This window comes from Aestuariivirga sp., from assembly GCF_046093005.1.
Taxonomy (GTDB): Bacteria; Pseudomonadota; Alphaproteobacteria; order Rhizobiales; family Aestuariivirgaceae; genus Aestuariivirga.
Genome location: NZ_JBJTER010000157.1, coordinates 1 through 14,154 on the forward strand (window position 1 = coordinate 1; position 14,154 = coordinate 14,154).

General features: G+C 63.9%; 12 protein-coding genes and 1 pseudogene. 8 read left to right on the forward strand and 5 right to left on the reverse strand.

All coding sequences use genetic code 11. The features are described 5' to 3' along the window. The 3 genes and pseudogenes from ACKOED_RS13085 to trpS all read left to right on the forward strand — a co-directional run. Positions 1-346 (forward strand): annotated as a pseudogene (locus tag ACKOED_RS13085) (altronate dehydratase); the annotation flags it as partial. 124 nt (positions 347-470) lie between these two features. Continuing rightward, the gene (locus tag ACKOED_RS13090; RefSeq protein ID WP_408917037.1) at positions 471-2,570 is read left to right on the forward strand and encodes a transglycosylase domain-containing protein; all 2,100 of its coding nucleotides are present in this window, start codon (positions 471-473) and stop codon (positions 2,568-2,570) included. A 124-nt stretch (positions 2,571-2,694) separates the two neighbouring features. Next, entirely contained in the window at positions 2,695-3,735 is a 1,041-nt protein-coding gene (gene trpS / locus ACKOED_RS13095) for a tryptophan--tRNA ligase (protein WP_408917038.1), read from the forward strand. A 274-nt stretch (positions 3,736-4,009) separates the two neighbouring features. Here trpS and ACKOED_RS13100 read toward each other — a convergent pair whose 3' ends face one another. The 5 genes from ACKOED_RS13100 to ACKOED_RS13120 form a co-directional block, all read right to left on the reverse strand. Beyond that, positions 4,010-4,816: an exodeoxyribonuclease III gene (locus ACKOED_RS13100; RefSeq protein WP_408917039.1), complete on the reverse strand. Its 807-nt coding sequence runs from the start codon at positions 4,814-4,816 to the stop codon at positions 4,010-4,012. A gap of 44 nt (positions 4,817-4,860) precedes the next feature. Continuing rightward, positions 4,861-5,514 (reverse strand): LolA family protein, encoded by a 654-nt coding sequence (locus ACKOED_RS13105; RefSeq protein WP_408917040.1) that lies wholly within the window; start codon positions 5,512-5,514, stop codon positions 4,861-4,863. Between the two features lie 99 nt (positions 5,515-5,613). Continuing rightward, positions 5,614-8,172 (reverse strand): DNA translocase FtsK 4TM domain-containing protein, encoded by a 2,559-nt coding sequence (locus ACKOED_RS13110; RefSeq protein ID WP_408917042.1) that lies wholly within the window; start codon positions 8,170-8,172, stop codon positions 5,614-5,616. Positions 8,173-8,322: 150 nt separating this feature from the next. Beyond that, the gene (locus ACKOED_RS13115; protein ID WP_408917043.1) at positions 8,323-9,861 is read right to left on the reverse strand and encodes an ammonium transporter; all 1,539 of its coding nucleotides are present in this window, start codon (positions 9,859-9,861) and stop codon (positions 8,323-8,325) included. Positions 9,862-9,886: 25 nt separating this feature from the next. Continuing rightward, on the reverse strand, positions 9,887-10,225 hold the full coding sequence (locus tag ACKOED_RS13120; RefSeq protein WP_408917044.1) for a P-II family nitrogen regulator: 339 nt from the start codon (positions 10,223-10,225) through the stop codon (positions 9,887-9,889). 229 nt (positions 10,226-10,454) lie between these two features. Here ACKOED_RS13120 and ACKOED_RS13125 point away from each other — a divergent pair, with 229 nt between their 5' ends. The 5 genes from ACKOED_RS13125 to ACKOED_RS13145 all read left to right on the forward strand — a co-directional run bounded on the left by ACKOED_RS13125 (position 10,455) and on the right by ACKOED_RS13145 (position 14,082). Further along, positions 10,455-11,693: an FAD-dependent monooxygenase gene (locus ACKOED_RS13125; RefSeq protein ID WP_408917045.1), complete on the forward strand. Its 1,239-nt coding sequence runs from the start codon at positions 10,455-10,457 to the stop codon at positions 11,691-11,693. Positions 11,694-11,877: 184 nt separating this feature from the next. Next, entirely contained in the window at positions 11,878-12,462 is a 585-nt protein-coding gene (locus ACKOED_RS13130) for an MOSC domain-containing protein (RefSeq protein ID WP_408917046.1), read from the forward strand. Continuing rightward, on the forward strand, positions 12,459-13,052 hold the full coding sequence (gene mobA / locus ACKOED_RS13135; RefSeq protein ID WP_408917047.1) for a molybdenum cofactor guanylyltransferase MobA: 594 nt from the start codon (positions 12,459-12,461) through the stop codon (positions 13,050-13,052). Before ACKOED_RS13130 ends, mobA begins: the two co-directional genes overlap by 4 nt. After that, positions 13,049-13,549: a molybdopterin-guanine dinucleotide biosynthesis protein B gene (gene mobB / locus ACKOED_RS13140; protein ID WP_408917048.1), complete on the forward strand. Its 501-nt coding sequence runs from the start codon at positions 13,049-13,051 to the stop codon at positions 13,547-13,549. Before mobA ends, mobB begins: the two co-directional genes overlap by 4 nt. Further along, positions 13,546-14,082 (forward strand): DUF924 family protein, encoded by a 537-nt coding sequence (locus ACKOED_RS13145; RefSeq protein WP_408917049.1) that lies wholly within the window; start codon positions 13,546-13,548, stop codon positions 14,080-14,082. The genes mobB and ACKOED_RS13145 overlap by 4 nt, the downstream gene beginning before the upstream one ends. Positions 14,083-14,154 lie beyond the last annotated feature (72 nt).

The window sequence follows — 14,154 nt, forward strand, 5'->3', positions numbered from 1 at the left end:
GGGCTTCGTGTTCATGGACACGCCGGGTTATGACCCCGTGGCGGCGACCGGCCAGGTGGCGGGCGGCGCCAATCTCCTGTGCTTCACCACGGGCCGCGGCTCCGCCTATGGCTGCAAGCCGGTGCCGTCGATCAAGCTTGCCACCAATACCGATATCTACAATCGCATGATCGACGACATGGACATCAACTGCGGCGACATTCTCGATGGCGTGTCGATCGAGGAGAAGGGCCAGCAGATTTTCAATCTGATGCTGAAGGTGGCGTCGGGCCAGCGCACCAAGTCCGAGGAATTGGGCTATGGCGACAATGAATATGTGCCCTGGCACATCGGCGCGACGATGTGACGGCGTCAACGCCAGTCATGATTGCACCATGATTTGAGGGGAATGACGCGGCGGGCCCCCAGTCGCTGCTTCACCAAACGTCAATGCGCCGCTGCTAGTGCCTGAGGCCCTTGAGCAAGGGGGCATGCGCCTGTCGAAGAAGAACAACAGCAAGGCCGAGCGCCAGGAGCCGCGACTGTTTTCCGGCGAGCCGCGCCGCAAGGCCGGCCGTGCCAGATCCAAACCGGCAAGACCCCGCCGCCGCCGCTCCTTCTTCTGGGCGCTGATCCGTTTTTCGCTCACGCTTGCGGTGGTTGGCCTGGCCGGTCTTGCGGTGCTGTTCGGAGCGGTGTGGTCATCGCTGGAGCGGCAGGGCGTGCTGCAGGTTCCGGAGCGCGAGCCGGGCGTGATGATCCTCGCCTCGGACGGCACTGTTCTGGCTGAGCAAGGCTCGTTCAGCGGCGACGAGGCACGCCTCGCCGACCTGCCGGACTATGTGCCCAATGCGCTGATCGCCATCGAGGACCGCCGCTTCCGCAGTCATCTTGGCGTCGATCCCCTGGGCTTGCTGCGCGCCATGTATTCGAACTACCGGGCTGGCCGGCTGGTGCAGGGCGGCTCGACCATCACCCAGCAGCTGGCCAAGAACCTGTTCCTGACGCCCGACCGCACGCTCCAGCGCAAATTGCAGGAAGCGGTGCTGGCCATCTGGCTGGAACATCATTTCAGCAAGGATGAGATTCTTCAGCTCTATCTGAACCGCGTCTATTTCGGCGCCGGCGCCACGGGAATCGAGAAGGCGGCGCGGGTCTATTACCAGAAGTCCGCATCTGACCTGACACTTGCCGAGGCTGCCACGCTGGCGGGCGTCGTCAAGGCTCCGAGTGCCGCCAACCCCGTGTCCAATCCGCGGGCGGCCGCGGAGCGCGCAAAGCTGGTGTTCCAGAGCATGGCGGAGGAAGGCTTCATCACCGCGGAGGAGGCGGCCGCCGCCATCGAGCGGCCAGCGGAGGCCAGGACGCCGTCCTATGTGTCCGCCAAGTATTTCGCGGTGGACTGGGTGGCCGAGCAGCTTCCGGAATTCGTCAAGGATTATCAGCAGTCGCTGGTCGTCGAAACCACCATCGATCCGGCGATCCAGGCGCAGGCGGAACTGGCGATCAACAAGGAGCTCCGCAGCGAGGGCGCCAGGCTCGGCGCGTCGCAAGGCGCCATGGTGGTGATGGATGGATCTGGCGCGGTCCTCGCCATGGTCGGTGGCACCTCCTACAAGCGAAGCCAGTTCAACCGTGCCGCCAAGGCGAAGCGCCAGCCAGGCTCTGCCTTCAAGCCTTTCGTGTTCCTCGCCGCGCTGGAGCGCGGACTGACGCCCGAGACCCGGGAGGTTGACGAGCCGATCCGCATCGGCAACTGGCAACCGGAAAACTACCGCAAGAAGTATCTGGGCAGCGTATCGCTGGAGACCGCGCTGGCGCTGTCGCTCAACACGGTGGCCGCCAGGCTCGCCATGCAGGTGGGCCCCGCCGCGGTGGCGGCCGTGGCGCATCGCCTGGGCATCACCTCGCCGCTCGGAGAGGATGCCTCGATCGCGCTGGGAACTTCCGAAGTAACGCTGCTCGAGCTGACGTCGGCCTTCGTGCCGTTCTCCAATGGCGGCTATCCGGTGACACCCTATACGGTGACCCGGGTGCTGACGCGCGATGGCCGCGTGGTTTATGAGCGCAACGGCTCCGGCTTCCCAAAGGCTGTCAGCGACGGCAATCTCTACGGCATGAACCGCATGATGCGGCTGGTGGTCACCGATGGTACCGGCAACCGCGCCGCCTTTCCCGGCTTCGACATCGCCGGCAAGACCGGCACCAGCCAGGATTACCGCGATGCCTGGTTCATCGGCTACACCAGCGAGTTCATCGCCGGGGTCTGGGTTGGCAATGACGACAATTCACCGATGAACAAGGTGACCGGCGGCCTCATTCCCGCGGTGATCTGGCGCGAGGTGATGGAACCTGCCCATCGCGGCCTCACGCCCCAGCCCTTACCGGGCGAAGCGCTGGTGGCCTCGGCGGAGCAGCCGTCGATCTCGAGTTCCGTCTATGACCAGGGCGCCGCCGAGGAGCCGGTGCCGCCATCGCAGCAAGAGAGAAAAGGCTTCTTCGAGAGGCTGTTCGGCGGATCGTCAAACAATTCCGGCAACGAGCGGCTGTCCGCTTTCGAGCGGATGAAGCGGGCGCGGGAAGACTATTGAGCATGTTTACCCTTAGGGGTGCCCCGGCCGTATGCCCCACTGCAGTGAGAACCCGGCGCAAGGCTCTTTTCAGGCGGACGGATTGAAGGCATAAGCGGCGCCGTTCAGCCCAGAGGGTTCCATCATGGCCACAATCGTCCCGCGCGTGTTTTCCGGCATGCAGCCGACCGGCAATCTGCATCTCGGCAATTATCTGGGCGCCATGCTGAACTGGATTGCCATGCAGGACACCCATGAATGCATCTATTGCGTTGTTGACATGCATGCGATCACCGTGTGGCAGGACCCGAAAGAGCTGCGCGAGGCGATCATCGATGTGACCGCCGCCTATCTCGCCTGTGGGCTCGACCCGAAGAAGAGCATCATCTTCAACCAGTCGCAGGTGGCCGAGCACGCCGAGCTCGCGTGGATCATCGGCTGCACCGCGCGCATCGGCTGGCTCAACCGCATGACCCAGTTCAAGGAGAAGGCCGGCAAGGACAAGGAGGCGGCCTCGGTCGGGCTTTACACTTATCCGGTGCTGATGGCGGCGGACATCATCGGCTACCGCGCCACCCATGTGCCGGTGGGCGAGGACCAGAAGCAGCACCTCGAACTGGCACGCGACATCGCCAACAAGTTCAACCTCGATTATGCCGACAGCATCAGAGCCGCCGGCCATGAGGACGGCATTTTCTTCGTGCCGCCGGAGCCTTACATCACCGGCCCGGCCACCCGGGTGATGAGCCTGCGGGACGGAACCAAGAAAATGTCGAAGTCAGACCCGTCCGATCTCTCGCGCCTCAACCTCACCGATGACGCCGACACCATCGCCAAGAAGATCCGCAAGGCCAAGACCGATCCGGAACCGCTGCCCACCGAAACGGCGGGCCTCAAGGGCCGCCCGGAGGCTGACAACCTCACGGGGATTTACGCGGCGCTGTCGGGCGAGAGCGTGGACAAGGTGCTGGCCCAATATGGCGGCGGGCAGTTCTCGGTGTTCAAGAACGCGCTGGCCGATCTGGCGGTCGCCCGGCTGGGCCCGGTTGGCGAGGAAACCAAGCGGCTGCAGGCCGATCCCTCTTATGTGGAGGCCGTGCTGCGCGACGGCTCCGCCCGCGCCCGGGCGATCATCGCGCCGGTGATGCGCGAAGCCCGCCAGATCGTCGGTTTCATCGTGTCCTGATCCCAGGATGAATTGTTTTCTCCCGTTGGCAAAACCAGCGGAAGACTATCGGCAAACCACGACTTTTCTTTCCGGTTTGCGGTGCGATGGAATCGCTGCACTTTGCGTCCGCGATTGCCCGATCGATGACGAGAACTTTCAGCTCTGCGCCGAAAAGAGTTTTCTCACCAATCTCCGGCCTTGCGACACCGGTTCTTGCTCTCACCTTGGCTGCGGTAGCGCCGGAACAGAGCCGATGGATGGGCAAGAAACAAGATCACTCGGAGCGGCATCCTCAGGCCGCGAAGCTCGCCATGACCGGCACGTGATCCGAGGGCTGTTGCCAGCCGCGTGCCTCTTTCAGGATTTCGATCTTCCGGCACTTGGGCGCCAGCCCGGCGGTTGACCAGATATGGTCAAGACGGCGGCCGCGGTCACTCGCCTCCCAGTCCCGCGCCCGGTAGCTCCACCATGTATAGAGCTTGCGGTCCGCCGGCACGTGGCTCCGCATGAGATCAACCCATTTGCCCTGTTTCTGGATGCGCAGCAGCCCCTCGGTCTCGGCCGGGGTGTGGCTCACCACCTTCAGAAGGTCCCGGTGCGACCAGACATCATGTTCGAGCGGCGCGATGTTGAGATCGCCGACCAGAATACTCTCATGGCCCTTGGGCACACAATCTCTGGTGAACCAGTCTCCCAGCTCATCGACGAACTGCAGCTTGTGAGCAAACTTGTCATTGACGCGGGGGTCCGGCTCGTCGCCACCGGCTGGAACATAGAGGTTGTGGATGGTGATGGGCTTGCTGGCAGCGAGCGTCACCGAGATATGCCGGCAGTCATCCTTGCCGCAGAATGAACGGGCAGCCTCGGTGAGAAACGGCCGCTTCGAAACGATCGCCACGCCGTGATAGCCCTTCTGCCCGAACTCGGCGATATGGTCATAGCCCATGGCCCGGATCGGCGCGGACGGAAACTGGCCCTGCGGGCATTTGGTTTCCTGCAGGCACAGGACATCGGGCTTCCACAAATCGAGAAGGCGGGTGACGAGGCCGATCCGCAGGCGGACCGAGTTGATGTTCCAGCTGACGACTTTGAGCGGCATGTAAGGCCATTAGCGGCCATGGCTGGCGGCTGCAAGCCCGGGCGTCAGGGGCTGGACCGGTGCTTATCCTTGCGGTCGATCTTCACCACGAACAGCTTGGGATCGGGATCGATCCCGGCCTCGATATTGTCCAGCGATACGGTGGTGCGGCGGCCCTTGCCGTCGATCACCACCCACTGCTGCAACTGGTTTCGCGCGGTGTCGAAGACAAGGGTCAACTGGCCGTTGGCAAGGGTGTTCTTCTTGTCCTCGAGGGTGATGGACAGAATACCGTCCTGGTCCTGGTAATCGAGGATATGAGTATCCCCGGCGATGTCCACCTGATCGGCCAGCACCAGGCGCAGGGGCGTCTGCGATAAGGGGAACTGGTCGCCCTTTTCCTTCTTGACGTTCTTGACGGTCAGCCAGGTGCCGTCTGCCACGATCAGATAGGGGTTGGGCGGCGCGTATTCGAAACGCATCTTACCAGGCTTTGAAATATAGAAGACACCCTGCGACATGTTGCCTTTGGGGCTGATCTGGGTGAATTCGCCCTGCAAGGTCTTGAAGCTGTTGAGATAAGCCGAAATGCCGTCAACCGCCGCTTTCTGTTCCGGCGTAAGTTCGAGCGGCGTGGCGGCCGGGGTGGCCGAACTCGCGAAGGCCAGGACGGCCAGGCTGAGGAAGACACGGCGCGAAATCTCGAGACAGTTCATCATTCCATCGGTTCCGGAATCAGGCGGTTAACGAGGGAAGTCCCTATTCGATACCAGCGTTTTTCGCAACAACCGGCCAATTTCAAGGCAAGCGCGGGCCAATCAGACACGGGCGCTGTCGCCCGGCACCAGAATCTCGCGTTTGCCAATGGCATTGGCGGGTGAGATCAGGCCTTCCTTCTCCATTCGCTCGATCAGGCTGGCGGCTTTGTTGTAGCCCACTTGCAGGCGGCGCTGCACATAGGAGGTGGACACCTTCTTGTCGCGCAGTACCACCGCCACCGCCTGGTCATAGAGATCGTCGCCAGACCCGCCGCCCTCACCTGCAAGACCGCCCGGCTCGCCAAACGCGTCCTCCTCGGCATCCTCGGTGACCGCCTCGACATACTCCGGATGCCCCTGCGCCTTGAGGTGAGCCACGATCTTCTCCACCTCGTCATCCGCGACAAACGGGGCGTGCAGGCGCGAAATACGGCCGCCACCCGCCATGAACAGCATATCGCCCTGCCCCAACAGCTGCTCGGCGCCCTGCTCGCCGAGAATGGTGCGGCTGTCGATCTTTGACGTGACCTGGAATGAGATCCGGGTCGGGAAATTGGCCTTGATGGTGCCGGTGATGACATCGACAGACGGGCGCTGGGTGGCCATCACCACGTGAATGCCGGCCGCCCGCGCCATCTGGGCGAGGCGCTGCACGGCGCCCTCGATGTCTTTCCCCGCGACCATCATGAGGTCCGCCATCTCGTCGATGATGACCACGATATAGGGCATCGGCTCCAGATCCATCGCCTCTTTCTCGAACACGGGCTCGCCGGTTTCGGGGTCGAAGCCGGTCTGCACGGTGCGCGAGATCTCCTCGCCCTTCGCGGCGGCGGCCTTCATGCGGGCGTTATAGCCATCGATGTTGCGCACGCCGACCTTGGACATCTTGCGGTAGCGTTCTTCCATTTCGCGCACCGCCCATTTTAGCGCGACCACGGCTTTGCGCGGATCGGTCACGACGGGCGCCAGGAGATGCGGAATTCCTTCGTATACGGACAACTCCAGCATTTTTGGATCGATCATGATCAGCTTGCAGCGTTCCGGCGGCAGCCGGTAGAGCAGCGACAGGATCATGGTGTTGATGCCCACCGATTTGCCGGAGCCGGTGGTGCCGGCGATCAGGAGATGCGGCATGCGGGCGAGATCGGCGAAGACCGGCTCGCCGCCGATGTTCTTGCCCAGCGCCAGGGCCAGGTTGAGGCTGGTCTTCTCGAAGGCTTCCGAGCCCAGCATCTCGCGCAGGAAAACAGTTTCACGCTTGGCGTTGGGAAGTTCGATGCCGATCGCGTTGCGGCCCTGCACCACGGCGACGCGCGCCGAGAGGGCGCTCATCGACCGCGCGATGTCGTCCGCGAGGCTGATCACCCGCGACGACTTGATGCCGGGAGCGGGCTCAAGTTCGTAGAGGGTGACGACCGGTCCGGGCCTCACCTTGATGATCTGGCCTTTCACGCCGAAGTCCTCGAGCACCCCTTCAAGCATGCGGGCGTTCTGTTCCAGCGCCTCGTCGGAAAGCTCGACGGCCTTGCCCACGCGCTTGGGCTCGGCCAGCAGGGTCAATGGCGGAAACTCATAATCATCGCCGCGATCAAAACCGAGTGCCGGCTGAAGATCCTTTGTCAGCCGTTTTCCTTGCTTCAACGGCTTGTTGTTGCGGGTCACCCGCGGCGGCGGGGCAGCCTCTGCAAAGGACGCGGAGTCATCGGCGGCAGTACCGGGTTCTTCATCGAACTCTATCACCGTTTCCATTTCGCCGTCGTCCGGTTCCGCGATCCCGGCCGCGGCGCGGAGCGGCGCATGACCAAAGACCGGTTCGATGCGGGGGCCGGGGCCGGAGCCGCGGCGGGCTGGTGCATCAGGCTGCGGCGCAAGCCTGCGAATGATATCATCCTCATGCCGCGGAAACTCCGGGTCTGGTTCGCCCCGGCGCAGGCCGCGCCACTGAGTGGCCACGAAGCTTCTTGCCACCTTCGCGTGGCGAAGCATGGCCAGCGCCGCTGCGCGCCCATGGCCCACAGCACCGGAGACCTGGACGAACGCCGCGGGAGGGGCGACACCAAGCGCCCGCAGCCCAAGAAACACGGCGGCGGCCAGCATCAGCAATCCGGCAAGGACCTTGGCGAGCATGCCAGGCAGCGCGGCAGAGACCATCACCATGAGCAAATTATGCAGGATGTCGCCGGCGTTGCCGCCCAGCCCGGAGATCAGCGGCCAGGACGGTGGCGCAGGCACGGCTGACAGCGCGGCGCTGACCGCGACCGTGCAGCCTATCCAGGCCAGCACCCGGCTGATGGGCCGAACCAGGCCGCGGAGCGCCATACAGTCGATTGCCCAGCGCATCGGAATGATAAACAGCGGCAATACGCCAAGGCCCACGACCTGCATGAGTTCATCCGCCACCACCGCACCCGGATAGCCAAGCCAATTGCTGGCCGCGCGGTCAAGCGCGTGATTGAGCGAGGGATCATCGAGCGACCAGGTCGCAAGCGCCAAAGCCAGCGCGATCAGCGCCAGGAAAAGCAGGACGCCGGCAGCTTCCTGAAGCCGGTTCTTGAGGAAGACCCGGACCGCCTCCGGAACGGCATCGTCATCGGTGTCATAGGTCGGCTGATACGCCATTTCGAGCCTCCGCCGCGGAGGAACTCCGCCAGCCGCAACACTTCGTTAAGGCCATTCTGGCGGAGCGTGGTTAAGGGCTGGTTTAACAGCTGCCAAAAGAACGGCCGGCGGGGATACCCCGCCGGCCGCATGTCCCAAAATTGAAGGATATCAGTTGTAGGCGCGCTCGCCGTGATCGACGAGGTCGAGACCTTCGCGCTCCTCCTGCTCCTTGACCCGCAGGCCGAACACCGCCTTGCAGATCATCAGCGCCACATAGGACACGACCGCCGTCCAGATCACCGCGATGATCACCGCCACGATCTGGGCATACATCTGCGTACCGAAGGAATAGGCCGCAACGGCGACGGAGGTGTCTGCGGCGAGATAGTCGGTGACGCCCATGCCGCCCAGCGCCGGATTGACGAACACCCCGGTGAGGATGGCGCCCACGATGCCGCCCACGCCGTGAATGCCGAACACGTCCAGCGCATCGTCATATCCCAGCCAGGACTTGAGCGAGACCACTGCCCACAGGCAGACGAGACCGGCGATGAGCCCGATCACGATGGCGCCCCCAGGGCCGACCCAGCCGCAGGCCGGGGTAATTGCAACGAGGCCGGAAATGACGCCCGAGGCAGCGCCGAGCAGGCTGGGGTGGCCGCGGAACATCCACTCGCCCGCCGTCCAGGCCAGGGCCGCGGCGCCCGCCGCGATGGTGGTGTTGAGGATCACCAGAGCGGTCAGACCGTTGGCCTCAAGGCTGGACCCGGCATTGAAGCCATACCAGCCGAATAGCAGCAGACCGGCGCCAGTGAGCACGAAGGTCAGGTTATGGGGCATGAACGCATCCTTGCCGACGCCGAGGCGCTTGCCCAGCACATAGGCGCAGACCAGGCCAGCCACGCCGGCGTTGATGTGCACCACGGTGCCGCCCGCGAAATCGAGCGCCCCGAGCTGGAAGAGATAGCCATTGGTGGCGTTCACGAGCGCGGCATACTCGCCAAGCACGGCGGCCTTGGCCTCGTCCGTGGCGGCGGCAGCCAGCGCGTCGAGGAGCTGCTTTGCCTTTTCTTCACCCACCATGGCCGACACGATCGAGAGATTATCGGCCGACAGGGTGTAAGCGTCGGGACCCGCCCAGAACCACACCATGTGCGCCATGGGAAGGTAGGCGAAGGTGAACCACAGCACCATGAACAGCAGCACGGCCGAGAATTTCATGCGCTCGGCATAGGCGCCGACGATGAGGGCCGGCGTGATGCAGGCAAACGTCATCTGGAAGATGACGAAGGCCAATTCCGGAATATTGGTTTCCTTGGAGAAGGTGCCGATCTCCGACGCGGTGGTCACGCCCGAGAGGAAGAACTTGGAAAACCCGCCGATGAACGGGTTGAGGCTGGCACTGGCATTGCCGGTGAAGGCCAGCGAATAACCGTAGATCACCCAGAGAATGGAGATGATCGAGAACACGATCAGCACTTGCATGAGGACCGACAGGACGTTCTTGGCGCGCACCAGGCCGCCGTAGAACAGGGCAAGGCCCGGGATGGTCATCAGCACCACGAAACAGGTCGCCACCAGCATCCAGGTGGTGTCACCCTTGTTCACGGTGGCCGCCGCCTGGGCGGTTGAGGCGAAGACGGCGCTGAGCCCGAGGCCGGCCAGCCCGGCCAGCATCGGCCGGCGCATCATATTTGAAAGCATCATGGTCATTTTTCCTGTCAGCATGGAGTTAGAGGGCCGCCTGGCCAGTTTCACCGGTGCGGATGCGCACCGCCTGTTCCAGCGGCAGGACGAAGATCTTGCCGTCGCCGATCTGGCCGGTCTGGCCCGAGACCTGGATGGTTTCGACGACTTTGTCCGCCAGGTGCTCGTCCACCGCGAGTTCGATCTTCACTTTAGGAACGAAGCTCACGGTGTATTCGGCGCCGCGGTAGAACTCGGTGTGGCCGCGCTGGCGGCCATGGCCCTTGACCTCGGTGACGGTGATGCCCTGGATGCCCAAGGCCCCCAGTGCTTCCCGCACCTCCTCGAGCTTGAACGGCTTGATGATGGCGATCACGAATTTCATTCAGAACCCCCTGTTAGTTGCCAGAGGGTGAGTCACAAGATTCGTGCCAGTTGGGAAGCTGCCGCTAAGTATATGAAAATAATAGGGTTGTAGGACGTCCAACAACTCGTACTGCTGTAAATTTATGCAGATAGACCACGCAAGGATATGGTTGCATAATTATTGTGCATCTCAATCCGCGACGCCGCGACCCCTGTTCTTGTCAGGCCAGACCGAGTTATCTCGCCCAATGGATCAGCGGTCCGACATCATAGTCATCGGGGCGGCCCTGAACGGGCTTGCGGCAGCTTTGGCGCTGGGTGGCCGGCGGGTGCGGCGGCCCCTCGACGTCACGCTGGTCGACGCCCGTGACCCGCGCGGCTTCGCCAGCAATGCTTTCGACGGACGGGCCACGGCGATCAGCGCCACCGCCAGGCGGATGTTCGAAGCCCTGGGCGTGTGGGACAAGGTCTCCCATGAAGCGGAGCCGATGGCCGAGATCATCGTAACCGATAGCGCCACGCCCGGCGAGGCACGGCCGGTCCTGCTGCATTTCGGGCCCGAGGACATGGCCGGCGGGCCAACCGCCCATATGATCGAGAACCGTTTCCTCTATGCCGCCATGCTCGCCGAGGCGGAGCAGAGCCCGCATATCCGGTTCGCGGTGGGCCAGCCGGTTGAGGGGTTTCATTTCGCACCGGGGCTTGCCGCGGTGACGCTGGCCGGTGGCGCGGAACTGCGCGCCGAGCTGATCGCCGCCGCCGATGGCCGAAACTCCCCGGCCCGCGAGGCGGCTGGCATCAAGCTGGTCGGCTGGCCCTATGACCAGATGGGGCTGGTGGCCACCGTTGCCCATGAGCTGCCGCACCGGGGCCGTGCGGAGGAACACTTCACGCCCTCGGGCCCGTTTGCGATCCTGCCGCTGCCCGGCAACCGCTCCTCATTGGTGTGGTCGGAGCGGACCGAAGACGCCCGGCGCATGCTGGAGCTTCCACTTCCCGCCTTCGAGGAGGAACTGCGGCTCCGGTTTGGACCCCATCTCGGCGCGGTCAAGCTGGTGTCCGGCCGCCATGGCTATCCGCTGGCCATGTATGTGGCCGACCGCTTCACCGGTCCGCGCCTCGCGCTGGTGGGCGATGCCGCGCATGTACTGCACCCGCTGGCGGGCCTTGGTTTCAATCTGGGGCTTCGTGACGTAGCCGCGCTCGCCGACTGCGTGCATGACGCCGCCGCGCTCGGCCTGGACCTGGGCAGCGAGACCGTGCTGAGCCGCTACGCCAGCTGGCGGCGCTTCGACACGGTCACGACCGCCGCCGCCATGGATGGCATGAACAGGCTGTTCGCCAACACCAACCCGGCGCTGACCCTGCTGCGCCGCGCCGGCCTGATGGCGGTCAATCGCATGGGCGGGCTCAAGGCGGTGTTCGCCTCCCAGGCGGCTGGACAATCCGGCGGGCTGCCGCGCCTGCTACGCGGCGAAACCGCCTAACGAAACGCACACGCAACACAACGCGGTTTCAATGAGACGCCGCAACGGCCAAAGGCAGCGCCAAGCTCGAGAGCGGCAGCCGTCCGGCTGGTCGCGGTCCGCACCCATGCGACCGAACGGCAGTGTTTCAATGACGCCAGTTCTTGCTTTAGAAAGGCGCTCTGCATGACGGGGAGTTACAGCCTTGCCGGAGCTTCTGACCAAACTGTCGTTTGAAGGCAAAGTGGACCAGCTTCTTGCCAATCCGGACCGCGGCAGCGGGCTTGAGAAAGGGGCGGTCTCCAAGGCGTACTTCCGCTTTTCCGGCATGGAGGGTGATTGCCACGGCGGCCTGACACGGGCCTCCGACAGCCGCATGCTGAAACAATACAAGCGCGGCACCGAGGTGCGGAATTCCCGGCAGGTGTCGATCCTTTCGCGGGAGGAGCTGGCGGAGGTTGCGGCGCGCATGGCAATCCCTGCGGTGAAGCCGGAATGGGTGGGCGCCAATATGCTGGTCAGCGGCATTCCCGATCTGACGCTGTTGCCGCCTGGCAGCCGTCTGCAGTTTCCGTCCGGCGCCATGCTGGTGGTCGATGCCGAGAACCACCCCTGCCGCTACCCGGCCGAGATCATCGCGCGTCATCACCCCGATCCAGCGGTGGGTTTCGTCAAGGCGGCCATGCACAAGCGCGGCGTGGTCGGCTGGGTGGAGGCGGAAGGGCTCATCAGCAGCGGCGACCGGATCACGGTGTGGATACCGCCTCAAAGAATCTTCGCGCATAAATGAAGCTTGTCGCGGTAATCGTGGCTGGTGGCCGCTCGGCGCGGATGGGCCGCGAGAAGGCGTTCGAGCCAATCGGGGGCGTCACGATCCTCGACAGGATCATCTCCCGGCTGGCGCCGCAGGCCGCCAAGATCGTCATCAACGCCAATGGCGCTGCGGAGAGATTCCGGTCTACCGGGCTGCCGGTCGTGGGCGATCTCCGGCCTGACGCGGCAACACCTTTGGCCGGGCTTCACACGGCCCTGCACCTGGCGAAGGCTGAAGCGTTCGAGGCCGTGCTTACCGTTCCGTCCGATGCGCCGTTCCTGCCAGCTGATCTGGCGATAAGGCTGGCGAGCGCCGGGCGTGCGGCAGCGATTGCGGCATCGGCCGGGCAATCGCACTATCTCACGGGCCTGTGGTCAACGGCATTGCTGCCGGGGGTCGCGCGGGCGCTGGATGAACCGCGGATCCCTCGCCTCCAGGATTGGGCGGCACAGTGCGGAGCCGTGGCCGTCGCATGGCCGACGGAGCCCTACGACCCGTTTTTCAACGTCAATACACCGCGGGAACTTGCCGAAGCGCAGAGGATTGCGGCAGAGTTCATGCCATGAACAGGGTGATCGGCGTTGCCGGGTTCAAGAACGCGGGCAAGACCACGCTGGTGGAGAAGCTGGTGGCGGAGCTTTCGCGCCGTGGTCACCGCGTCTCGACGGTGAAACACGCCCATCACTCCTTCGACATTGATCACGAGGGCCGGGACAGTTTCCGGCACCGCAAGGCAGGCGCATCCGAAGTGGCGGTCGTCTCGCGCCACCGCTGGGCCATCATCCATGAAACGCGTGACGGCGAGGAACCGAGCCTGGCGGATATTCTTGCCAAGCTTGAACCCTGCGATCTCGTGATTGTCGAAGGCTATAAGCGAGACAGCCACGACAAGATCGAAGTGCGCAATCTGGCGCTCACCCATCCTGAACTCGCGGGCGACGACCCGACAGTCGTGGCGATTGCCGCCAATGGCCAGATTGCCGGCGCACCGGTGCCGGTATTCGACCGTGACGACGTTTCCGCCCTCGCCAGCTTCATTGAAAACCATACAGGGATTTCATGACACCGCGGCAGGTGACGGATTTCTGGGAGCAGGCTGGCGAAACCCGCTGGTTCACCAAGGATGCCGCCTTTGACGGGGCGCTGAGGGTAAGGTTTGGTGCTGCCCTGGCACATGCGCGCACCGGCGCTTTCGATCAATGGGGAGAAACGCCGGAAGGAGCATTGGGTCTGGTCATCCTGCTCGACCAGGTGTCGCGCAATGTCCATCGCGGAAGCCCGCTGGCCTTCGCCGCTGACCAGCGGGCGTTGCGGCTCACCAAACAATGGATCGGGCAGGGCTTTCACCACAAGCTCACCCCGCCCCGGGCGCGCTGGCTGATCCTGCCGTTTGAACATGCCGAAGACCTTGACGCCCAACACCGCGGCGTGGCGCTGTTCCAGACCATGGGACTGAGCGACATGGCCTATTGGGCGCAGGTTCACCTCGACATCATCGCCCGGTTCGGCCGCTTTCCGCACCGCAATGCCGTACTGGGCCGGCCATCGACGCCGGAGGAGATGGCGTTTCTGAAGGCGGGTGGTTTCGCCGGGTAAGTGTCGGATTCAGGCCGGTCCCGGTCGTTCCGCCTAGCGCCCGACGGGCAAGGCCGACTAATCTCCATTCAA